This window comes from Marinobacter arenosus, assembly GCF_019264345.1.
In the GTDB taxonomy this organism is placed as follows: Bacteria; Pseudomonadota; Gammaproteobacteria; order Pseudomonadales; family Oleiphilaceae; genus Marinobacter; species Marinobacter arenosus.
In genome coordinates, this window is record NZ_JAHVAO010000001.1 from 1,453,924 (window position 1) to 1,475,097 (window position 21,174).

Consider the following 21,174-nt stretch of genomic DNA (forward strand, 5'->3'; position numbering starts at 1 on the left):
CAAAGGGAGCGGCGAATAAAAGCCCCGTGAAAGGATCGCAGAACAGTCAGGAAAGCAGGCATTCCTTGGCCTCATTGATTCGAGCTGCCAGATAGTTACTTCCGCCGTGGTCCGGGTGCACCTTCTGCATCATCCGGCGGTGCGCCCGGATGATCTCCTCCCGGGAGGCTCCGGGCTGCAATCCGAGGATGTCCAGAGCCTCGCTTTCGGTCAGCGGGCCGCCGGCACTGCCGTCTTTGGCCTGCTCGCCCGCCTCCTCATCACCGCCATCCCCCTCGTCATCGTCGCGCCAGGAATCCCCGAACCGTCGATCGAGGTAGGTTTCCAGCAGCCGCGCCGAGTCTTCATCATGTGCCCGGCAATACCGTAACAACTCAAGAAACTCGCTCTCGCCCAGATCCGCCAGCTGCCGGCCGGCCATGGGACCTTTCAGAACGGTGCCACTCATGGCGCCGGAATCGTGGTCCAGGGTCATCTCCAGAATGTCCCCGGACACATGGGATTGATTGCCCGCTTTGGCCCGCGCCCCACCTCTTCCCGCGCCGGCCAGGCTTCCGGACAGCAGCGAGGGCAGCACACGGCGCAACAGCGGATAAAGAAATGCCAGCAGGGCAAAGACAAAGTGCAACCGGCCGGTCACGGCCAACACCACCACAATGGCAATCCCGACGAACAACGCCAACCTGATGGCGGCCGGCCCTCGCTGTTTCCGTGGCAAGCTGCGCAGCCACAATGCCGCGAACAGGGACAACACGAGAAATATCAGCGTTATGTGCACACGGAACTCCGGGCTAATCGACTCAACGGGGTCCGGGAACGGACCTTATCGGATCTGCTGGGTCAGGCGCTTCACTTCCGCCGAACTGCGGCTTGAAAAGTCCTCCAGGGCTTTGGCACCCCCGGAGGCATAGACCGCCACCGCAGCCATAAGATCCTTGAGCACCTGCGGGCTGTTACGATCAAAGGGGGCATAAGCACCGCCGGACAGCTTGCTGACCTGTTGGAACACCGCCCGGGCGTGGGCATCGTCCCCCTCATGGAACATGAACACTGGGGTGCGCAGCATGCCCAGCTCGCCGGCGGTATGGCAGAGCGCATCCACCGGTTCCTCGCAACAGTCCCCGATAAACACCACCGCCTTCACGGCCTCCTTGCGGGTTTCCTTGAGCGCGTGCGCCAGAACCTTACTGATCTGGGTGCGGCCACCCAGGCAGAACACGCCATTCATCAGATTCAGAAGCTGACCGGTCTCGGTAACAAATTTCGTCGCCTTGAATTCGCCAAAGCCCCGGTAGTAACACAGCTGAATGGCCAAACCGCCCAGGTCCCGGGTCGCCAGGAACAATTCGCTTTGCAGGTGGCACGCCTGATCCCACGTCGCCTCCCGGCTCGCAGTGGCGTCCAGGGCGAATATCAAACGGCCCCGGCCCGCACCACCTTTGGGCAGTGTGCGGACCTGGTGGATAAACTGGTCGATGGACTGTTTATCGGATTTTGGGCGTAGTTCTTTGTCGGACATAGGCGTCTGGAAACCCACTCAGAATGGCCACGCTATAACCCTAATCCTAGGGCAAAGAACGCCTGATTCACAGGCCGTGGCCGACCCCGGGTATCGCCAATCATCACCCCCCACGGCCGAGCGCCACCCTTCCGCAGAAGATCGCACCACCGGTTGTCGCACTTAACCCGTTGGCATAATCTGCAGGTACGCCTGAACACCTCTGATACCGGAGGCCTCACCATGTTCTATGGCCGCTGCTTTCCGACCGCCGAGGGTGCGCCATCATGGTGGCTCCTCCTGGTGATTGTGCTGCTAACGACTCTGGCCCTGCCGCGTTCCGCCCAGGCCTCGGACACGGTCTACCTGTTGTACCGTCAGTGGCAGCCCTACGACTGGCCGGAGGATGTACCCTCGGCCAGTGAAGTAACCCGTTCCCAGCGAGGGCTGGGCTGGCGTCGCGAACGTGCCGACGGTGATTTCGGCGTTGATTACGATTACCAGCCCCTTCGGATCCGCACCGGGGAACCGGCCCACAATGGCCATTTGCATCGGTTCATGGTCGGCGGCCAATGGCGGCACGGGCTGTACCGCGTGCAAGCGCGGGCGGAGCTGGCCGGCACGTCCAACATGTTCAAGTATCAAAGCGTTCACGGCGATATCGCCACGGGTCGCGTGGCCGTGTTCCGGTCGGTTCATGAGAGTTCTGCCTTCAGCCTCGGCGTCGGCGGCGATCACCGCTTCGGCTCGTTCCGGTGGCTTCCCCGAATTCGCTGGGAGCACACCGATGACAATGGCCAATGGCTCGCGGATCTGCCGGTCCTGCTGCAGTGGCAAAGCCCCGGCAGCCGATGGACACTCCGCCTGGAGCGCGAAGGGGATCGTTGGGCCACGCTGGATGCGACCCGGGAGGTGGAAGGCGCACTCTACCTGCGCGAGTGGCGAACGGAGCTCACCTACCGGATCAATTCCGGTCGCCCATGGTGGCCCGCCATGGTTCTGGGCGTTGGCGCGAGTGTGGATACCCGCGTCCGGTACCCGGACCTGGACGCCGGCACCCTGGACCTGCGCCTGGGCGATGCGCTGTTCGGGAGCATCCGGCTCGACTGGTAAAGAGGGTCCATCCGCCATATCCGGGATCAGGAAAGCCGGAATTTTTTTCCAGCCTGCCGATCTCTGACTACTCTTACAATACTCCGACCAACCATACCAAACGCACAACGACACATTGAGGGCGATGTGAGCCGCCCCCTATGACCCACTGACAACTGAGTGAGCGAGAGTATGAGTTTTACTGGTGAGAAGTACCCAGGCGTGAAACCCCCGGCGAAGGAAACCGAAGGGTTCCGGCTGAACCACACCATGCTCCGTATCAAGGATCCGGAAAAGTCCCTGGCCTTCTACACCCACTTGCTGGGGATGACCGTATTACGGCGGCTGGATTTCGAGGAAATGCAGTTCTCACTGTATTTCCTCACCAGACTGAACGAGGGGCAGACCGCGCCTGAGGAAGAGGCCATCCGCACCGTCTGGACCTTCAGCCAGACCGGCATACTTGAGCTGACCCATAACTGGGGCACGGAGAACGAAGAGGACTTCTCCTACCACGACGGCAATGCCCAGCCCCAGGGGTTCGGACATATCTGCATCTCGGTTCCTGACCTCGATTCCGCCATCGACTGGTTCGACGCCAACGAGGTGACCTACGTGAAGCGTCCCGAGGAAGGCACGATGCCCGACGTCGCCTTTATCAAGGATGTCGACGGTTACTGGATCGAAATCATCGAGGCACAGCGATTGGGGTCACTCGGCGACTGACCAATCCCGTGCTGCGGAACTCACTCCGCCAGCGCTGACCGCACCTTCTTGCTCAGATGGCCCATATCAACCCGGCCCGTGACCTGGGGGCGCAGTTCGTTCATCACGCGCCCCATGTCCTGCATCCCCTTGGCATCGGTTGAACGGATCGCCGCGCGAATCAGGGCGTCCAGGTCATCCTCGGTCAGGGCGGCGGGCATGAATTCCTCGATGATCACCATCTCCGCCCGTTCCTTGTCTGCCAACTCCTCGCGGCCGGCATCGTCATACTGACTGGCGGCGTCGCGACGCTGCTTGAGCATCTTGTCCAGTACCTTCAGCACGTCCTCATCGGACAGCTCCCGGCGTTCATCAATCTCGATCTGTTTGACTGCGGCCTGGGCCATGCGCAGCGTCACCAGCCGGGATTTATCCTTGTTCCGCATTGCGTCTTTTACTGCGTTGTTCAACTGGTCCTTGAGGGATGCGTCCGCCATGATCGTGCTCCTTCTGTGTGGATTAAGGGAATGGGCTTCACGCGGCACCGAACTGTGCAATCAGCTCATCGCAACTGCAGTCGATGATGCTGACGTCCCTGAACCCCATCTTCGTCAGGGACGCCGCGGCCAGCGCCGCACGGCCGCCGGTGGCACAGTGTACGAGAATGGTCCGGTCCGGATCCGTGGTCTGTTCGGTGATTTTCATCTCAAGCACACCACGGGGAATGTTGATCGTGCCGGCCGGGCGTTTTTCAGCCACTTCACCGGGCTCACGCACGTCGATCACCAGGGCATCACTGTGCTCGGACATCAGCGCTTTCGCCGCCTCGGGCGTCAGGCAATGCAGAGAGGCCTTGGTTTCTGCGACGATTTCTTGCAGGGTTTTCAGACTCATAATGATTTACTCCGTTTGGACCAGTGGCCCGTTGTTCTCAATTGCGGTTTAATGCGCCAGACACTCACTCGCCTGCAGATGCGCCTGTCACTATGCCCATTGTCACATCGCCCGAGCAACACGTCTCCGAAGTTGAGATCGAGCAGGCAATCCGCTCCGGCATTGAGCGCTACTTTGACGACTGCCGGGCGCGGATCCCGGCATTTATTGACCGCCATTTCCACTACCCGGGCGCCATCGCCACCAATCGCATGGCTCTGGGATGGGACATGTTGCGGGCACCCGCCAATCTGCTTTGGGCGCCGATATACGCCCTGGCCTGTCTGGTCAGGGTTCTGGTCCCCGAACGAACCGGCCTGAAGTGGCTGCACCATGCGGCAGATCGTGTACCTGCCGGTTTTACCACCCGCGTACAACAGCACATCTCGGACCTGATTCAGGTGGAACTGCTGAACAATGGCCAGGAAGCCCCGTTGCTGGAGAGCTACCTGGTTGAGGCCCTGGAGGCGGCCTATGCGCGCCACACTCTGGGCCCCGTCGACCACCAGAAATTCAGCAAACTGATTGAGCCGCTGGTCGCGGACGCCCTCGGCCAGTACCGGGTGACCCGGACGGCGTCTGCCGATATCACCAACAGCATTTCATGCACCGTACTGGGGGCGTTTGCGTTCCAGAAGTTCACTCCGGGGGGGATCGGGCTCGGGGTGGTGCTCGCGTCCATGCTCGCAAAAACCCTGGCCGCCCGGGACTTTATCCTCGGGGAAACCATTGGCGGGTGGTACTACAGTTTCTTTCCACCCGAGCCTTCGCTGGCCACCACGGCCAGCGTGATGGTCGCGGTCATGGCCGCACTGGCAGCCTTTGCGGCTTTATCCGGGGTTATTTTCGATCCCGTTCAGGCGGCGATCGGTTTGCATCGGCGGCGCCTGAACAAACTACTGGATCACCTGCAGAGAGACGTCACCGTCAGCACCCAAAGCAGCTTCCGCCCGAAAGACCACTTTGTGGCGCGCATTCTGGACACCTTCGATATGATCAAATCGGGCTTGAGCTAGCCTGCGCCGGCTCTTACTTAACCCGCCATGGCCGAGCCCCTGTTCGTGAGGTAAAGGGACTGACTTCGCAGTGTGCGAGGCGGTAGATTTAACGGATAACCGGAGCAGGTTCAATCGGGGAGGCGATAAACCGCTCCGGTTTTCCCGGATCACATCTTGCCTTCGGCAACCAGCAGGCCGCGCTCGTGGTGTAGGCCTTTGAACAGGCTGTAACTCATCACCAGCAGCACCAGGGTGAACGGTAGACCGACACTCAAGGCACCTGCCTGGAGGGCGTTCAGTGCTTGTTCACCGCCCACAAACAGCAGGACACCGGCAATCGAGCCCTCAGTAACCGCCCAGAAGACACGTTGGGCTTTCGGGGCATCAATCTTGCCACCCGATGTGATGCTGTCGATGACGAGGGAACCGGAGTCCGAAGACGTCACGAAGAACGTGAGGACCAGCGTAATACCGATGAACGAGGTGAGCCCCGAGAGCGAAATATTCTCCAGTGCCTGGAACATCGCCAGGGACACCTCGGTCAGCCCCTCGGACGCCAACACCCCGACATCGTTGCGGACCTGGTCAAGGGCACTGCCGCCAAACGCACTCATCCAGAAAACGGTAATAATCGTGGGAATGATCAGCACGGCGGTAACAAATTCACGCACCGTGCGGCCCCTCGACACCCGGGCGATAAACATACCCACGAACGGCGACCAGGAAATCCACCACGCCCAGTAGAACACCGTCCAGCCGTGGAACCAGGTGGTATCTTCCTCACGCCCGAACGGATTACTCAGCGCCCCCATGTTGGAGGCATAGGAAACCGTGGTGTCCCAGAGCCAGTTGAAGATGGCGAGCGTGGGCCCGGCAAATATCACAAACACCAGCAGCAGACCTGCCATTACCATGTTGGCGTTACTCAGCAGTCGTACACCACCATGGATACCGCGTATGACGGAAAAGGTTGCGACCGCGGTTACACCCGCGATTACGCCTATCTGAGCGCTGAGGCCACCCTCGATATCGAACAGGTAGGACAGCCCGGATGCGGCCTGCTGAGCGCCGAAGCCCAGCGAGGTGGCAAGCCCGAAGATGGTCGCCAGAACGGCCACGGTATCAATCACATTGCCGGGCCAGCCCCACACCTTGTCGCCCAGGATGGGGAAAAAGGCGGAGCGGATCGTCAACGGAAGCCCCTTGTTGTAGGCAAAGAAGGACAACGACAGGCCAACAATGGCATAGATCGCCCAGGGGTGCAGACCCCAGTGATACATGGTCGCCCCCATCGCCAGACGGGCGCCCTCAGGTGTGTTTGGCTCCACCCCCAGGGGCGTGCCATACCAGTCGGTGTAATAGGCAACCGGCTCGGCGACCGACCAGAACATCAGCCCCGTGCCCATGCCGGCAGCAAACAGCATGGCAAACCAGGACATCATGGAAAACTCAGGCTTGGCGTCGACACCGCCAATTCGAATCTTGCCCACCGGCATGAAAATCAGCGCCAGGCAGAAAAGAACAAACAGGTTTGCACTGAGGAGGAAACCCCAGTCAAAGATCGCGATCGCACCATTCTTGGCACTATCAAGGAGCTCTTTCGCTCCGGACGGGAAAATCAGCGTGGCCACAACGAACGCAACGATCAGCAGCGCCGTTAACGGAAACACGACGTTGTGGATATCGAAACCGAACCGGGCGATATTGTCCTGTCCCGCCACGTAATCGGTCTGATAATCATCTATAGCGACATCACCCAATGTGAAGCCTCCTCGGCCGCATGGTCTGGCAGCCTGTTTGAAAGTGAACCTCCCTAAAATCACCCTAATATTTTGACCTCTAAGAATCAAACGCGCCTTCCGAACCATACCAGTCGCTGGGCGGCACTCGCCAAAAGCCTGAATTCTGTGCCAGAAAACACAGAAGAGATGAACCAGAACGCCATTTACAGACTACTCTGCTAATCTGCCCAATATTTTGATGCGAATGGAGTTTCTGCATGATTACAGTTCACCACCTGAATAATTCCCGCTCACAGCGCATTCTCTGGATGCTGGAAGAGCTGGGCGTACCCTACGAGATCCAGCGTTACGAGCGTGATCCCCAGACCATGCTGGCGCCCGCAAGCCTCAAGAAGGTACACCCGCTGGGCAAATCCCCGGTGATCACCGACGGCGATCTGGTGGTGGCAGAGTCCGGCGCCATCATCGAATACCTGGCCCACACCTACGGCAAAGACACCATGCTGCCGGAATCCGGCGGCCAGGCCTGGCTGGATTACACCTACTGGCTGCATTACGCCGAAGGCTCGCTGATGCCGCCGCTGGTGATGCGCCTCGTGTTCCAGAAGGTCAAAACCAGCCCGATGCCGTTCTTTATCAAACCCGTCGCCAAGGGCATTGCCGACAAAACCATCGAGACGTTCATCGGCCCCATGATCAAGACGCACCTGGACTTCATCGAAGCCCACCTGGCGAAAAACACCTGGTTCCTGGGGGATAACCTAAGCGCGGCGGACATCCAGATGAGTTTCCCGCTGGAAGCCTCCGTGGCTCGGGGCATCGTCGGCAAGGACCGGCCGAACATCACCGCGTGGGTGGCGCGGGTGCACGCACGCCCCGCCTACCAGCGGGGCCTTGAGAAAGGCGGGGAATACGACTTCGCCTGAATCTTTGAACGTATCAAAAAACCATCGCCCGGATGGGAGAGTCTGAAAAGCAACAAATAAACGTGCCCCGGTTCGCCGGGGTTGCAGGGAGTTATACAAATAATTGAAAACTTAGCTATGCAGTACCTCTTAATTAGCGTACTGTCTCGGTCGTTGGAAAGATTTAGCAAAGCATTTCACGAATAAGACCTTTTGTGTTTCACACCTGTCGTCCTGTTTTTGATCCTGCCAGTTTTTTATTTCCCGCATATCGCTGATCAAAGATCACAACGATCTCTTGGCGGCACACTAATGATCAATATCAGGATATATATTATGTCTACCATTACAGGCAACGTTAAGTTCTTCAATGAAGCAAAAGGTTTTGGCTTTATTACTCGTGAAGGCGGTGCGGACGTTTTCGTCCACTACAGCTCTATTCAGGGTGGCGGTTTCAAGACTCTGGCCGAAGGCCAGGAAGTTGAGTTTACCGTGACCGAGGGCCAGAAAGGCCCGCAGGCAGAGAACGTTATTGGCCTGTAATTAACAGGTAAAAACGTGATTGAAAAGGCAGCCTCTGGCTGCCTTTTTTATTGCCAGGTTTTATGGCACGCGAGAAATAAACACGCCCCGGTTTTACTTTGACATAATCAGATCGGGTTTACTCCAGCCAGAGTAGACTGCCCACTGACAGCAAAGGACAAACCACTGTGGCCTCCAAACACTGGGCGAATTACCTGCGCCCCCGCAAATTACCTCTCCGTCGTCGCCTCGCCCGCGCCTCCGTGGCCTTGATCTACCGACAGGCTGACGATGGCGGCGTGGAGCTGCTGTTCATCCAGCGGGCCCGTCGGGAAGGTGATCCCTGGTCCGGAGACATGGCCTTTCCCGGAGGCCGCATGCAACCGGAGGATGCCACACCGCGAGCCACTGCCGAACGGGAAACCCTCGAAGAAACCGGAGTCGACCTGGTACGCCATGGCCGCTTCCAGGCCCGGCTGTCTGACCTGGTTACCCGCCAACACAGCCGCTGGCGACCGATGGTGGTCACACCCTACGTCTACGAATGGCGGGGATCGCCATCTGTATTGCTGAACCACGAAGTCGAACAGACGGTGTGGGTGCCCCTCGACTACCTCGCCGCCAGGGAGAACCAGAGCCGACTGCCCTGGCGCACGCCGCTTGGCACCTTGAACATGCCGTGCTGTCGCTTCGAGGGCTACTGCATCTGGGGGCTGAGTTACAGCATGTTGCAGGAACTTCTGGCATGGGACCGTTCACATAACGCTGCGACCACACCGAAACAAGAATAGAAGGGCACAGATTGTCCGCCGGCTTTGGTTGGCATTCCTCGGCCCGATGGGCTTAACTCGTAAATAGCACCGCCCGCCCTGACCTGCTGCCCCACAATGAACGTGCAAACAGCAGGCAAGCAGCAGATTGCTCCACTCCATGCATCTTCGGGCCGAAACACCTGGCGTTCTCCAACACCAAAGCAGCAGCCAAAGTGAGACTATCAAGAAAGGGCATGATCGGACTTCTGGTAACCAGTTTCTATGTTGTGGGCATCATCATGGCCATGCATGCTGCCCTGACGACCCGCACATCCACAGGCGCGGTGGCCTGGACCGTGTCTCTGGTCACCATGCCCTTTGTCGCCGTTCCGGCGTATGCGGTATTCGGCAGGAACCAGTTCGAGGGCATGGCAGAGGCGTACGAAGCGCGCTCCGATGAAATCGACCAGATTGTCGAGGGGTACCGCAAGGAACTTGCAGCGTGGAAGATCCCCGAGAGTCAGGCGCCGTCCTGGTATAACGCCATTCACCGGCTGTCGGAACTTGATCTCCTCCGAGGCAACGCCGTGGAGTTACTGGTCAATGGCGAGGCCACCTTCGACAGCATTCTTGAGGGAATCGCCGGGGCGGAACGTTATATCCTGTTCCAGTTCTACATGATCCACGACGATGGCCTGGGAAAGCGGGTCAAGGACGCGCTGGCAGAGCGGGCCCGTTCGGGCGTGAAGGTTCTGGTGCTGTACGACGAAGTCGGCAGTTCCGATTTGCCCGACACCTACCTGGCCGACATGCGCGCCGCCGGCATTGAGGTCAGTTCGTTCAAACCCAACCAGGGCTGGCGAAACCGGTTCCAGCTCAACTTCCGCAATCACCGGAAAATGGTGGTGGTCGATGGCCGGGAGGCCTGGGTTGGCGGTCACAACGTGGGTGACGAATACCTGGGGCTCGACCCGGAGTTAAGCCCTTGGCGGGACACGCACGTAAAGATCGAAGGGCCCGCAGCGGTCCAGGTTCAACTGACGATCCTCTCCGACTGGTACTGGGCCACCCGGGAAATCCCGGAACTGGAATGGGCACCGACACCGGCCACCAACGCCGATCAGCAGGTGATGATTTTCCCCACTGCACCCACCGGGCACCTGGAGAAGGCCAGCCTGTTTTTCGTCTCGGCACTCAGCGCTGCCCGAGAGCGCATCTGGCTGTCGGCTCCCTATTTCGTTCCGGATGAGGCCGTCATGAAAGCGCTGCAGCTGGCCGCCCTTCGCGGCGTCGACGTTCGGATCATCACCACCGGCAAAGGCGACAGCCTGCCCGTCTACCTCGCGGCATTCCATTACATCGAGGAACTGCGCGGGCTCGGCATTCGCTTTTACGCTTATCAGCCCGGCTTTCTTCACGAAAAGGTCATGCTGGTCGACGACCGCGTATCGAGCGTCGGCACCCACAATTTTGACAACCGCTCATTCCGCCTTAACTTCGAGGTGGCTGCCGTGATCGTGGATGAGGGATTCGCCACCCAGATGGAAGCCATGTTCGAACAAGACTTTGCCCACGCAGAGCCAATCGATCCCGACAGCCTGGACGAGCGACCCCTGTGGTGGCGGCTGGGCGTGAAGCTATCGAGGCTGGCGTCGCCCGTACTTTAGGAGAAAAGTCATTAAAAGCGAGACCGGCTCTATTGACGGATTGTCCCGCCGGGGCCTGAATAAGAGGTACATCACCGCAAAGAGGGAACGGACATGAAATGGATCATACTCATCATCATTATCGCGGGTCTGGCCTACTGGCTGAACAAGGGACGGCGCACGAACAGAATTGAGGATCCGGATGTGAAGACCTTTGATAAAAAGGATTACTACCTCACGCCGGACGACAACGCCTCCGAAGACCAGGCCTCTCCCGATAAAAGTAACCCGCGTCATTGAATCGTTACCCGGAGGGCGCAACGCTTGGCGACACCCTTACAGACCCTGCTGGATACTCTTCCCCAACGGGGCCGGGTGGAATGGATTGGTATCCGTCCCGCCCGTGGCGAGGCCATGCAAGCACTCGATCGCGTATCGGTCACCCCTGGCAAGGGCCTGGAAGGCGATCGATTCAAGGGCCGAGAGACCAGCAAACGGCAAGTGACCCTGATCCAGAAAGAGCACCTGCACGCCATCGCCTCGTGCCTGCAACAGGACGCCATCGGGCCGGAGGTGTTCCGGCGCAACATTGTGATTTCCGGCCTGAACCTGCTGGCCCTGAAAGGCAAAACCTTCCGAATCGGGAGCGTGGTCCTGGAGTACACGGGCCTTTGTCACCCCTGCAGCAAGATGGAGACCACGCTTGGGCCAGGCGGATACAACGCCATGCGCGGGCATGGCGGCATCACGACGCGGGTGGTTGAAGGCGGTGAGCTGGCCCTCGGCGATACGGTGCAGGCCCACCCTTAACCGCAACTGGACGAGCTCCCGTTGGCCGATTTTCACCGGACCTGCTCCGGGAACCAACGGGAATCATCACCCTGGCGCTCTCAACTCTTCCAGATGCCCAGCATCGCGCCGGTTCCCAGGACAAGCGTGCCCCCGACCTCCCCGACGATCAGCAACACCATAAACAAGCCGGTCACCCAGGGCGGCAGAAGGCGCTTGCCCAGGCGATGGGGGCGGCGCAACTGGTTGTCGGTGTCCTGAAGCAGGCCGTGGAGCACGTAGGTGCCGATGGCAAAGGCGAAAAACGCCAATGCCGCGACGGCGGCCGCGGCATTGACCCAGTCCGCCAGCACGCTGTGGGCGCTGAATGCCGCCAGCAGCAGGGCCGCGAAGCTGTAGAGCAGAGAACTGCGGTGGGCGATATCGACGTAGACCGGCGAGGACGCGTCCTCGCTTCGGGCTATGTGCCGGTATTTCCAGATGCCCGTAAGTAGACCCGTCATGAAGAACAGGAAAGCCGCTGAAAGGCAGATCTTTTCAGCCAGAGACATGCGTTTGCTCCTTGGTTATAGTTGTGAAGCCGAAGTATGCCGGACAGGCTTCGGCACAACTTGTACGTTTGGGCTGTTCAATGACACAGGAAAAACGCCTCTGGCTGGCGCGTGACCGGGCTCTGTTCCTGGGCGAGCTCCCTCCTGCACGGTTGCATGCGCATGCCGCACCGGTGCTTCTGATTGGCCTGAGCGGCCCCCTCACACTGCACTTCCCGGATGGTCGGCGCGAAACCTGCCACAGCGCCCTGGTGGATGCCGATGTGACTCATGGCCTGGACAGCGGTGGCGAATACATGGCGTCGCTCTACCTGGAACCGGATGCCCCCGAGACCCGGCTCCTGAAGGCCGGATGGCTGCATGATCGCCCGGTGGTGTTTGACCCGCTGCCCTCCCCCCGGCGGCACAGGGTCCTGGAGCGAAAGCTGCAATCCTTCGACCTGTCCCAACTGCTTCCCAAGTCGGCGCTGGGGCAACAGACCGCCCTGGACAAGCGTATTGCCTGCAGCCTGGATTACCTGCGGGACGTGGGCGACCTGCCCTTCGACCGCGCCAACCTGGCCGGCCAGGTGCACCTCTCGGAATCCCGATTCAACCACCTGTTCCGGGCGGAAGTGGGCATCAGCTTTCGCCGCTACCGAAGCTGGTCGCGCCTGCGCTCGGTGCTTTACCACGTGGCGAGAGACCAATCGCTCACCGATGCCGCCCTTAACGCGGGCCTGCACGACTCCGCGCACCTCAGCCGGTCGTTCCAGAATATGATTGGCCTGGCGCCATCGCGGGTGCTTCACGGCCTGCAGGAATTCCACGTTCTCAGGTAATGCCTCGTAGAGCCCGAAAAGCTTTTTCTACGAGCTACCTCGAAAAAACAGGGTAACAGAACGCCCAAACCTCACTGAGCCGCTGATGCGCAGTACGCCGCGTTCACGCCGGGCACGAATTCGATGCCCAAATCGTACGCCTCCAGAATCCTGCAAAGCTGCCCGTTCTCCCGGAGGGTCATGAAGCCACGCTCGAAAGCCCGCGCAATGGCCTTGGATCGCTCTGGGTCATCCGGAGACAGTGCCAGGAAGCCGGCATGGTGCTCCTCGAGACAACCGGCAATCTTCAGGCCAATGCGGTTCTGGCTGGATTCGAACAGCAGCCGGTCATCAAGAAGTGCATCGAAGCGACCCCTTTTCACCAGCTCCCGAAGGCGATTGGATACGTCACCGCCGCCGATCAGAGTCACGCGCTCATTCGGAACGCCGGCGATATACGCATCGATTGCTTCGCCATAGGTGTAGCCCGAGGTGGCCACGAAGCTGATGTTCCCGAGAGAATCCAGGCCGCGGTACCGCCAGGGTTCGTCTTCCGGAACGTAGAAGCAGTATTCAGTCTGGGACACCGCATGTGAAGGGAACAGAAAATTGGGGGCCTCCCCCTTGAAGGCAGGCACGACGGCATCGATACGACCACTCTCTGCCTCCCGAAGCGCCCGATCGAGGGGCAGGTTTTTATAGACCACCTTGTGCCCTTCGGACTCCAGCGCCGCGCGGGTGATATCAACGGTGAATCCAAAGCGCGGTCCCGCCGCATTACAGGCGTACGGACACCAATAGTCGGGCGCGGCAATCGAGACCGTGAGGGGCTGCTCCACCCGGTTATCGGACCAGGCCGGAAAAACCGCCAGTGCTGCAACCGTCCATGTCAGAGCCTTCGCGGCAATTTTCATCACGCTGCTGCCTTTCCGTGGAACACGCAATTAACGTCCAGACACCCTTACCGTCGTTAAGAGTGGCTCTGGGCGACAACGGTTCAATTCACCGGAAGATAGTCGGAAGTATCGTCAATGCAAACCGGGGCCAGATTAATCTACCCCCGTTACTTTTTCAGGTTGACCTGCTTCGAACCCTGGTACGAAAGCTGTCCACTCTTACCCTTGCCCACATACTCTACAGCGCCGCCGGCCTTTAAAAAAGCAGCGGTCTGCTCCTCAATTGCGGCAGACGTTAATGTCACTTTCTCGGGTTTCTTGCTCATGATGTTCTCCAGGTCACTGTTGGTCTATTAACCAACTTCAAACGTCCATACTATCCGAAACAGGATTAAATTGTCTGGAGTGAACGCAATTCATGGCCATCGACCGCGAACGTCTCGCCGCCCTCGCCGCGAAACCCCATGTCGACGGGGGGAGGTATCGCAACCTCGAGCCGGTGCCGCGTCATGGCCTGGGGGATTTCCTGCGCTGGCAACTGGCCCCCGGCCGCCGATTCCCGAAGGGTAAACGCTACACGCTGCTGCGTCCGGATGGGCATGCGCTGATGAACCCGCCACCAGAGCCACAGCTGGCCTGGCTGGGGCATGCGTCATTCCTGTTCCAGTATCGGGGCCTGAACGTACTGACCGACCCGGTGTTATCGGATCGTGCCAGCCCCTTCCGGCTGGTCGGGCCGAGGCGGTTCACGCCACCCGCCCTGACCGTGGCCGACATGCCGCCAATACACCTGGTACTGGTTTCCCACAATCACTACGACCATCTCGATGAAGCTACCGTGCGCCAGCTGCATCGGCGGTTCGGCAACGACCTGCGCTTCTGCATTCCCATGGGGCTGCGACGCTGGTTCGAGAAGCGCGGCATCCACAATCTGCTGGAACTGGACTGGTGGCAATCGGCGCCCCTGACCGGCAACAACGAAGCGTTCTGCCTTCCAACCCAACACTTCAGTGGACGAACCGCAACCGACACCAACACCACGCTCTGGTGCAGCTGGCTCCTGGAAATGGACGGCTTCCGGTTCTATTTTGGCGGTGATACCGGTTATGGGCAGGTGTTTCGCGACATTGGCGAGCTGTTTGCACCCATTGATCTGGCACTGCTACCGATCGGCGCTTACGACCCGCGCTGGTTCATGGCCCCGGTGCACGTGGCGCCGGAAGAGGCGCTGAAAATCCATCAGGATATTGGCGCCCGCCAGTCGGTCGCCATGCACTGGGGCACCTTCGTGCTGACCGACGAACCCATGGACGAGCCACCCCGGCGACTGAGGCTGGCCCTGGAGAAACACGGCCTCAACGAGTCGGTTTTCCGGGTAATGCAACACGGGGAAGTGTGGTCGCCGCCGACGTAAGCGCCTTACTCGATCAGTCATAATTGAACCGCTCCGACAGGATACGATGAGAGGGCGTGCCCCTCTTGATCAGATGGGCTTCGACAATATCCATCATGATCGCCGGTCCGCACATCACGAAGACCCACTCGCTGAACTCGTTCTCTGAAAACACGCGATCAATCAGCGCTGCGTCTACGAAGCCCGTCTCTCCGTGCCAACCTTCCGGGGGCTCTGACAGCACATAGACTACGTCTTCCTCCCCCAACTCCTCACGATAGGCAATCTGGTCAACGAGGCGATTTCCGTAGATCAACGTCACCTTGCGCGGATCGCCGGTCAGGCGCATTTGCCTGAGAATGCCGAGCAGCGGAGCAAGGCCGACGCCACCGGCGATGAGCGCGACCCCGGGTTCAGCGCGACCATCGACAGTAAGATTCCCATAAGGGCCGTCCAGATAGGCGACGGTTTCAGCCTTGATCTGGCCAATGGTTCGTGTGAAGTCGCCAAGCTCTTTGATCATGAAAGCGACTCGCGGTCCGGCCGCCGGCGCGGAGCAGATGGAGAACGGGTTTTCGTTCATCGAGAAAGGGCTTTTCCCCACATTCAGCCAGGCAAATTGCCCAGCCTTGTAATTCAGACCACGATGACCGTCCGGTTCCACGGTCACCTCCCATTGCTTTGGCGTCAACTGCACAACGGAGCTCACCCGCCAGGGGCGTGCCTTCTGCAGAAGGGGAACCACCAGGTAAACGGCAAGCAGCGACCCGACCGCCAGTCCCGTCATGACCAGCCACACCCAGGTCATCGCCGGCTGCGAACCGTAACGCCCGGCGTAAACGGTATGATGCAACAGCAGAACCGCGATCAAGAGCGCGCCGAGCCCATGTAGCAGGCGCCATGTCTCGTATCTGTAGCCCAGTTGGGTGCGCCCTATGGCCATGACAACAAGGCCTGCAAGAAGCAGGTAGGCGGCAATGCCCGTCGACAGGTCGGAAAAATCGGTCGTGATCGTCAATTGGCGCGTGGGGTCCCACGGGCGGGGGCCGCCGGACGGCGTCCCCTGGTAGAGAAGCGGGTGCAACAGAGCCAAGACCAGCGCCGTGCGAGCCATGATCTGGTGAAACCGCATGGTCACATCCATGCCGATGCCATTTGAAATGGCCTTGAACCGGCCGGACAGGATGAATTCCATGAGGATCATCGAGAAGGCCAGGATGCCAAGGCCCGATGCCAGCTCCTGGTGGAATTGGCGCGGAGGCCCTCCGACCCACAGGGACAGGATCAACGGCAAGGTCACTGCGACAAGGTAAACAACGATCAAAAACAGTGGTTTCATCCGTTCAACCCGTTTCATGTCCGATGACGCTGTCGAACAGTTTCACCATCAGCGCGATGATTCGACGCGCCAGTAAAGAAACCTCAGAACACCCCCGTCGCGGCCAGCTCCCGGATGATCTCAATCGTTTCAATATCTGTGGCCACATAGGCTTCGTGGAGATACTGGTCGTATGGCATCGCATCTCGCCCGTTCTCAATGCTCGCTGAGTGATACCGGAAACGGACAAAAAGCGATCCCGGTTCCGGCTCTTCAATATCCATGACAAGGGTTGCGGCCGGAACCGTATCCGTTGGCAGCGTTCGGTACTCTATTCTTGCCTCCGACCAAAACGTGACTTCGTCAAACACCGCCAGCCCGGGCAGATTCAGGCACCGCTTCATATAGGCCGGTTTCTGCTCAATAATCTCGAATTCGTCAACGCCCACCAGGAACTTGTCTGGCCGCCGGGCCCGGAGCACCAACCCCTCCCACACCTGCTCCCTGGTCAGCATCGGCAGCTCGGGCTTTGTGAGGTCGTTTATCTGAACAATGTGCTCAAACGTCATTTGGTCTCCTGTCTGCCGATATCATTGATCAGTCAGCACTGTGCCATACCCTTCCGGTCAGGCGGGAAAGGTACAGGACCGGCCATCGGAAGGTTTTCTCTCCTCCAGACTAGGACAGATACCCGCTTGGTGCCTGTGCCAGCAAGCAGGAAATTGCAGGCTCGCCCTGATCGTCAGTTGCGTTCCTTCAAAACCGAGTAGATGCTCCGAACGGCGGCAATGTCTGACGCGTTCGATTCGATCAGATTCTCCAGCAGTTCCAGAACCCGCTTCTCATCGTTACTTCGAAGACCCGGCCAGAACACGTAGGGAACGACATCCGGATTCCGGATGTAGAAAAGCGCGGCTTCCTCCGGTTTGTTGATATCGCCCCGAAGGCCGACGATGAATCGCTGCCCGTCTTTGTCCACCAGCGTGACTACCAGCGAATTTTCAGACGGCACGTCCCGAACGTCACCAACGGTGATGGGCGCCTCCAGAGCCGGGACGGACGTAATGTAATACTGGACACCGATAGCCCCCAGAAGGACAACGATCAGTGCCGCCAGGGCAATCGATTTCATCATGGTAACCGTCCGAATGGATTAAACAGGTAATTCGATGATCTCGCCCGCCACACCGTTTTCGGTCAACGCCAGTTACCCTGGCGGTGCGGACGATGCGGCTCATTGCAGGGTGAAGACAAACCCCAGCAAACCGTAGCTGAGCAGTGTCACCACCATAATCGCCAGAATATTCAGTGCAAAACCGGCACTGATCATATCCGAGATTCGCATGTGGCCACTGGAAAAAACAATGGCGTTGGGCGGCGTTGCCACCGGCATCATGAAGGCACAACTGGCGGCGATGGCAGCCGGTACCGTCAGCAGAAGCACCGACATATCCTGGGACACGGCCAGGGCACCCAGCAGCGGCAGGAAAGCCGCCGCCGTCGCGGTATTGCTGGTCACTTCCGTGAGAAAAATGATGACCCCAACGACCAGCACAACAATCGCCAGCGTTGGCAACTGATCCGCCGCTGACAGAGACTGTGCAATCCATTCCGCCAGACCAGAACTGCTGATCACACCCGCCATGGCCAGTCCGCCGCCGAACAGGAGCAGTACGCCCCATGGCAGGCGTTGCGCCGTCTCCCAATCCAGCAAAAACACACGCTGTTGGAGATTCACCGGAATCAGGAACATGACGATGGCGGCTGCTATGGCGATGCCCGTATCGCTGAGCCAGGGCATCAACCCGTCCGCCAGTAGCGGCCTGAAAATCCAGGCCGCCGCCGTCATGACAAACACCAGGGCCACCAGCTTTTCACCTTTTTGCAGAGGTCCGAGGGCAGTCAGTTCGCCCTCAATCGTGTCAGCGCTGCCTGCCTGGTTGCCCAGCCCGAAATCCCGACGGCTCAGCCACCCCCAGATCAACAACAGCATCACCAGAGAGACCGGAACCCCCAGCATCATCCACTGGGCGAAACCGATGGAGATACCCTGGCTTTCGCTCAGATACGCCGCCAGCAACGCATTGGGCGGTGTACCGATCAGGGTGGCGATTCCCCCCACGCTGGAGGAGTAGGCAATGGCCAGAAGCAGGGCCGTCGCATATCGACGCACCCCCTCTTCGTTGGACGACTCCACCATCGCAATGACCGAGAGGGCAATCGGCAGCATCATGATGGAGGTGGCGGTGTTGCTCACCCACATACTCAGAAACGCGGTGGCAATCATGAACCCCGCGATCTGACGTCGCGGCTTGTAACCCACGCGTTTGAGGATGATCAGTGCGATACGCCGGTGCAGGTTCCAGCGCTGCATCGCCAGGCTCAGGGTGAACCCGCCCAGGAACAGGAAGATGATCGGGTTGGCAAAGGGGGTTGTGGCGCTCCGGATATCACCAAGTCCGAGGGCCGGTATCAGGACAATCGGCACCAACGCCGTTGCCGGGATAGGAATGGCCTCGGTGGCCCACCAGGTCGCCATCAGCAACATCAGCCCGAGTGCCGCCCAGGCCTGCGGCGACATCCCCTCCGGGGCGGGAAGGGCCAGAGTGATCAGCAGGAACAGTGGGCCAAGAATCAGGCCGATCACCCTGCCCCTTGAGGGGCGATCAGAGTCGCGATCGCTCAATGATGATGCCCACCCGGCCCATGCACATGGCCGTGCGCGATCTCTTGCGGATCGGCAGCGCGCACTTCAAGGATTTCGATATCAAAGGTCAGGGTTTTACCGGCCATCGGATGATTGGTGTCGACATCGGCAAACTTGTGGCCGACCTTGGCAACCACCACATGGCGCGGGCCCTGCTCGGTTCGCACCTGGGCGATCATGCCCTTCTTCCAGCGTTTGGCCCCCATCAAATGCTTGATCGGCACGCGCTGAACGGCATCTTCCTTGCGCGGCCCGTAGGCTTTATCCGGCGTGACGGTAACGCTGAAGGTATCGCCGGCGTCGCGGCCTTCCAGGGCTTCTTCCAGGCCCCGGATAACCCCGCCGTGACCATGCAGGTAGGCGTTCGGCTCGCCACCGTGGGAGTCTTCAATGACGTTGCCCTGGTCATCACGAACGCTGTAGTGAAACAAAACGACTTGGTTCTTTTCGATTGGCATAGGGTTCTCTGCGACGGTTCAAGATGCGCCATTATAACCTGTGGTGACCTTGGCTCCAGCGGCGAGCCAACAGACAACCAGGCGCGAGTGTGTGTATCATTCACCAATAACAACGCTACCGCTGCCAACGGTGACGCCGCCGCAGGAAACCGCACTGCCCGTCACCGCAGCGGGCATACCATTGATCAACACCGTTGAAGACCCAGCGCCTATGGTGCGCGGATGGGCAGAATGCTTGGGTTTGGAGTGCGGTGCGAGAGGATCGCCAACGCGGGCAACGGGTTTACCGTCAATCAGCACATCGGGGGAGCCGCCGATTACCGGCGTGGGTGGAAAACCCTGGTGATCGGTTCCCAGATCACCCAACAGCACAACGTTCTTGCTCATTCCCTGGTTCCTTCTGTCCTTGAAGCATTATCCATATTGGCCAAGGGTGCCTTCACTGGCCCCCAACGCGCTCATGGTAAACAAAGCCTCGCCAATACCCAAGCTTTCGCGCCTTGGAAAATCGCCGGGGTGGGCAGGTGGGCAAACCGTTATCGTCGCCCCAGCCATCAGCATCAACAAGACGTTGCCTCCGATACCATCTCAGCCATGCCAATACGCCTTGCTGGCTTCGTCCATCGGAAAGAAATGCTCGATCCGCAAGTTCTGGGCGGTAACATCCAGGGGCGTGCCGATGGTTGCGATGGTGGAGAAGATCCGGAGTGTTTGGTCCCCGAGGTTCAGGGTGAAGGGAATCGCCGGGTAGTCCAGGTGTTCCACCACGTGGCTTTTCCAGTTCTGCGGGACGCCCGGCACCGTCAGGGCCTGCTCCAGCAACCGGTTGGGCTGGTCCCGGAAGGGGCCGGCGAGATGCTCATGGTAAACCCGCTGCAGCATGTGGCAGGCGATGTTCTCCCAGTCGCCCACGAAGGGTTTGATGCCCGTTTCATCAAGCAGCGACAGCAGAAAGTTGGGCCGGGCCGGAAACTGGGCGCCCAGCTGCACCATTCTTGCCATCATCGCCTGCATGGCCTCGTTAGCCATCACCAGATAATACTCGTGGTCGAACACCACCGCCGGGTACGGCAAATGCCCCCGCAACAGGTGCTCAAGCGCCTCCCTGATCATGGCCATGCCGGGCGCGCTCAAATCCTGGTCGGAGTAGACCTGGCTGTACCCCGCCGCCGACAGCAGGCGGTTGGTTCCGGCCAGGTCCGTCTGCAGCATCTGCGCCAGATGCAGAACCATGCCTTTGCTGGGCTTGCTGCGGCCGGTTTCCAGAAAGCTGATGTGCTTTGACGACACTTCGCACGCCAGTGCGAAATCCATCTGGCTCAGGCGCTTGCCCTGCCGCATTTCTCTGAACAGCGTTCCGAAGGCGCTCATTGGGTTCCCTGTCAATTCCGAGTGTTCACCGATTATCCTTGCCGAAGGTAGGCCGCACCATTACCTCACAGGTAATTGAGACGATCACCGCCCGGGTA

General features: G+C 59.5%; 26 protein-coding genes. 11 read left to right on the plus strand and 15 right to left on the minus strand.

The genetic code is table 11. The annotated features are described in order from the left end of the window. Nucleotides 1–46: 46 nt before the first annotated feature. Complete coding sequence (locus tag KXD86_RS06725) at nt 47–778, minus strand: DnaJ domain-containing protein (RefSeq protein ID WP_218635278.1); 732 nt, start codon at nt 776–778, stop codon at nt 47–49. Nucleotides 779–823: 45 nt separating this feature from the next. Next, nucleotides 824–1,519: a vWA domain-containing protein gene (locus tag KXD86_RS06730; RefSeq protein ID WP_218635279.1), complete on the minus strand. Its 696-nt coding sequence runs from the start codon at nt 1,517–1,519 to the stop codon at nt 824–826. 222 nt (nt 1,520–1,741) lie between these two features. On the opposite strand from KXD86_RS06730, the gene KXD86_RS06735 reads away from it, so the two are divergent. Beyond that, a complete protein-coding gene (locus KXD86_RS06735) occupies nt 1,742–2,611 on the plus strand; it encodes a hypothetical protein (RefSeq protein WP_218635280.1) in 870 nt (289 codons plus the stop codon). A gap of 171 nt (nt 2,612–2,782) precedes the next feature. After that, complete coding sequence (gene gloA, locus KXD86_RS06740; protein WP_218635281.1) at nt 2,783–3,316, plus strand: lactoylglutathione lyase; 534 nt, start codon at nt 2,783–2,785, stop codon at nt 3,314–3,316. A 20-nt stretch (nt 3,317–3,336) separates the two neighbouring features. Here gloA and KXD86_RS06745 read toward each other — a convergent pair whose 3' ends face one another. Continuing rightward, complete coding sequence (locus KXD86_RS06745; RefSeq protein ID WP_218635282.1) at nt 3,337–3,792, minus strand: GatB/YqeY domain-containing protein; 456 nt, start codon at nt 3,790–3,792, stop codon at nt 3,337–3,339. Nucleotides 3,793–3,829: 37 nt separating this feature from the next. Beyond that, nucleotides 3,830–4,189 (minus strand): rhodanese-like domain-containing protein, encoded by a 360-nt coding sequence (locus KXD86_RS06750; protein WP_218635283.1) that lies wholly within the window; start codon nt 4,187–4,189, stop codon nt 3,830–3,832. 92 nt (nt 4,190–4,281) lie between these two features. On the opposite strand from KXD86_RS06750, the gene KXD86_RS06755 reads away from it, so the two are divergent. Continuing rightward, on the plus strand, nt 4,282–5,244 hold the full coding sequence (locus KXD86_RS06755) for a DUF6635 family protein (RefSeq protein ID WP_218635284.1): 963 nt from the start codon (nt 4,282–4,284) through the stop codon (nt 5,242–5,244). A 149-nt stretch (nt 5,245–5,393) separates the two neighbouring features. Here the strand turns inward: KXD86_RS06755 and KXD86_RS06760 are convergent, their stop codons facing one another. Then, nucleotides 5,394–6,986: a BCCT family transporter gene (locus KXD86_RS06760; protein WP_218635285.1), complete on the minus strand. Its 1,593-nt coding sequence runs from the start codon at nt 6,984–6,986 to the stop codon at nt 5,394–5,396. 239 nt (nt 6,987–7,225) lie between these two features. Between KXD86_RS06760 and KXD86_RS06765 the strand changes: the two genes are divergently transcribed. From KXD86_RS06765 to KXD86_RS06790, 6 genes are all read left to right on the plus strand, one after another. Next, a complete protein-coding gene (locus KXD86_RS06765; protein ID WP_218635286.1) occupies nt 7,226–7,894 on the plus strand; it encodes a glutathione S-transferase family protein in 669 nt (222 codons plus the stop codon). A gap of 315 nt (nt 7,895–8,209) precedes the next feature. After that, nucleotides 8,210–8,416 carry a cold-shock protein gene (locus KXD86_RS06770; RefSeq protein WP_070964605.1) on the plus strand — a complete coding sequence of 69 codons (207 nt, stop codon included), beginning with the start codon at nt 8,210–8,212 and terminating at the stop codon, nt 8,414–8,416. Between the two features lie 167 nt (nt 8,417–8,583). Beyond that, nucleotides 8,584–9,186 carry an NUDIX hydrolase gene (locus tag KXD86_RS06775; RefSeq protein WP_218635287.1) on the plus strand — a complete coding sequence of 201 codons (603 nt, stop codon included), beginning with the start codon at nt 8,584–8,586 and terminating at the stop codon, nt 9,184–9,186. A gap of 215 nt (nt 9,187–9,401) precedes the next feature. After that, nucleotides 9,402–10,814 (plus strand): cardiolipin synthase, encoded by a 1,413-nt coding sequence (cls, locus tag KXD86_RS06780; RefSeq protein ID WP_218635288.1) that lies wholly within the window; start codon nt 9,402–9,404, stop codon nt 10,812–10,814. Nucleotides 10,815–10,907: 93 nt separating this feature from the next. Continuing rightward, complete coding sequence (locus tag KXD86_RS06785) at nt 10,908–11,093, plus strand: hypothetical protein (protein ID WP_218635289.1); 186 nt, start codon at nt 10,908–10,910, stop codon at nt 11,091–11,093. 24 nt (nt 11,094–11,117) lie between these two features. Further along, entirely contained in the window at nt 11,118–11,603 is a 486-nt protein-coding gene (locus KXD86_RS06790; RefSeq protein ID WP_376770950.1) for an MOSC domain-containing protein, read from the plus strand. 80 nt (nt 11,604–11,683) lie between these two features. Here the strand turns inward: KXD86_RS06790 and KXD86_RS06795 are convergent, their stop codons facing one another. Then, nucleotides 11,684–12,133: a hypothetical protein gene (locus KXD86_RS06795; protein WP_218635290.1), complete on the minus strand. Its 450-nt coding sequence runs from the start codon at nt 12,131–12,133 to the stop codon at nt 11,684–11,686. Between the two features lie 80 nt (nt 12,134–12,213). Between KXD86_RS06795 and KXD86_RS06800 the strand changes: the two genes are divergently transcribed. Continuing rightward, the gene (locus tag KXD86_RS06800) at nt 12,214–12,954 is read left to right on the plus strand and encodes a helix-turn-helix transcriptional regulator (RefSeq protein ID WP_218635291.1); all 741 of its coding nucleotides are present in this window, start codon (nt 12,214–12,216) and stop codon (nt 12,952–12,954) included. Nucleotides 12,955–13,025: 71 nt separating this feature from the next. On the opposite strand, the gene KXD86_RS06805 is transcribed toward KXD86_RS06800, so the two are convergent. Further along, nucleotides 13,026–13,847, minus strand: a complete 822-nt coding sequence (locus KXD86_RS06805) for a substrate-binding periplasmic protein (RefSeq protein WP_218636755.1) — start codon at nt 13,845–13,847, stop codon at nt 13,026–13,028. Between the two features lie 149 nt (nt 13,848–13,996). After that, nucleotides 13,997–14,155, minus strand: a complete 159-nt coding sequence (locus KXD86_RS06810) for a PFL_1563 family small protein (RefSeq protein WP_218635292.1) — start codon at nt 14,153–14,155, stop codon at nt 13,997–13,999. A gap of 92 nt (nt 14,156–14,247) precedes the next feature. Between KXD86_RS06810 and KXD86_RS06815 the strand changes: the two genes are divergently transcribed. Then, complete coding sequence (locus KXD86_RS06815) at nt 14,248–15,243, plus strand: MBL fold metallo-hydrolase (RefSeq protein WP_218635293.1); 996 nt, start codon at nt 14,248–14,250, stop codon at nt 15,241–15,243. 13 nt (nt 15,244–15,256) lie between these two features. Here the strand turns inward: KXD86_RS06815 and KXD86_RS06820 are convergent, their stop codons facing one another. From KXD86_RS06820 to KXD86_RS06850, 7 genes are all read right to left on the minus strand, one after another. Continuing rightward, nucleotides 15,257–16,579 (minus strand): ferredoxin reductase family protein, encoded by a 1,323-nt coding sequence (locus KXD86_RS06820; protein WP_218635294.1) that lies wholly within the window; start codon nt 16,577–16,579, stop codon nt 15,257–15,259. A 65-nt stretch (nt 16,580–16,644) separates the two neighbouring features. After that, a complete protein-coding gene (locus KXD86_RS06825; RefSeq protein WP_218635295.1) occupies nt 16,645–17,109 on the minus strand; it encodes an AtaL-like protein in 465 nt (154 codons plus the stop codon). Nucleotides 17,110–17,282: 173 nt separating this feature from the next. Continuing rightward, complete coding sequence (locus KXD86_RS06830) at nt 17,283–17,675, minus strand: hypothetical protein (protein ID WP_218635296.1); 393 nt, start codon at nt 17,673–17,675, stop codon at nt 17,283–17,285. 99 nt (nt 17,676–17,774) lie between these two features. Next, nucleotides 17,775–19,226, minus strand: a complete 1,452-nt coding sequence (locus KXD86_RS06835) for an SLC13 family permease (RefSeq protein ID WP_218635297.1) — start codon at nt 19,224–19,226, stop codon at nt 17,775–17,777. Then, nucleotides 19,223–19,705 (minus strand): FKBP-type peptidyl-prolyl cis-trans isomerase, encoded by a 483-nt coding sequence (locus tag KXD86_RS06840; RefSeq protein ID WP_218635298.1) that lies wholly within the window; start codon nt 19,703–19,705, stop codon nt 19,223–19,225. The genes KXD86_RS06835 and KXD86_RS06840 overlap by 4 nt, the downstream gene beginning before the upstream one ends. A gap of 96 nt (nt 19,706–19,801) precedes the next feature. Next, nucleotides 19,802–20,092: a type VI secretion system PAAR protein gene (locus KXD86_RS06845; RefSeq protein WP_218635299.1), complete on the minus strand. Its 291-nt coding sequence runs from the start codon at nt 20,090–20,092 to the stop codon at nt 19,802–19,804. Nucleotides 20,093–20,293: 201 nt separating this feature from the next. Continuing rightward, nucleotides 20,294–21,076, minus strand: a complete 783-nt coding sequence (locus tag KXD86_RS06850) for a helix-turn-helix domain-containing protein (protein ID WP_218635300.1) — start codon at nt 21,074–21,076, stop codon at nt 20,294–20,296. Between the last annotated feature and the right edge of the window lie 98 nt (nt 21,077–21,174).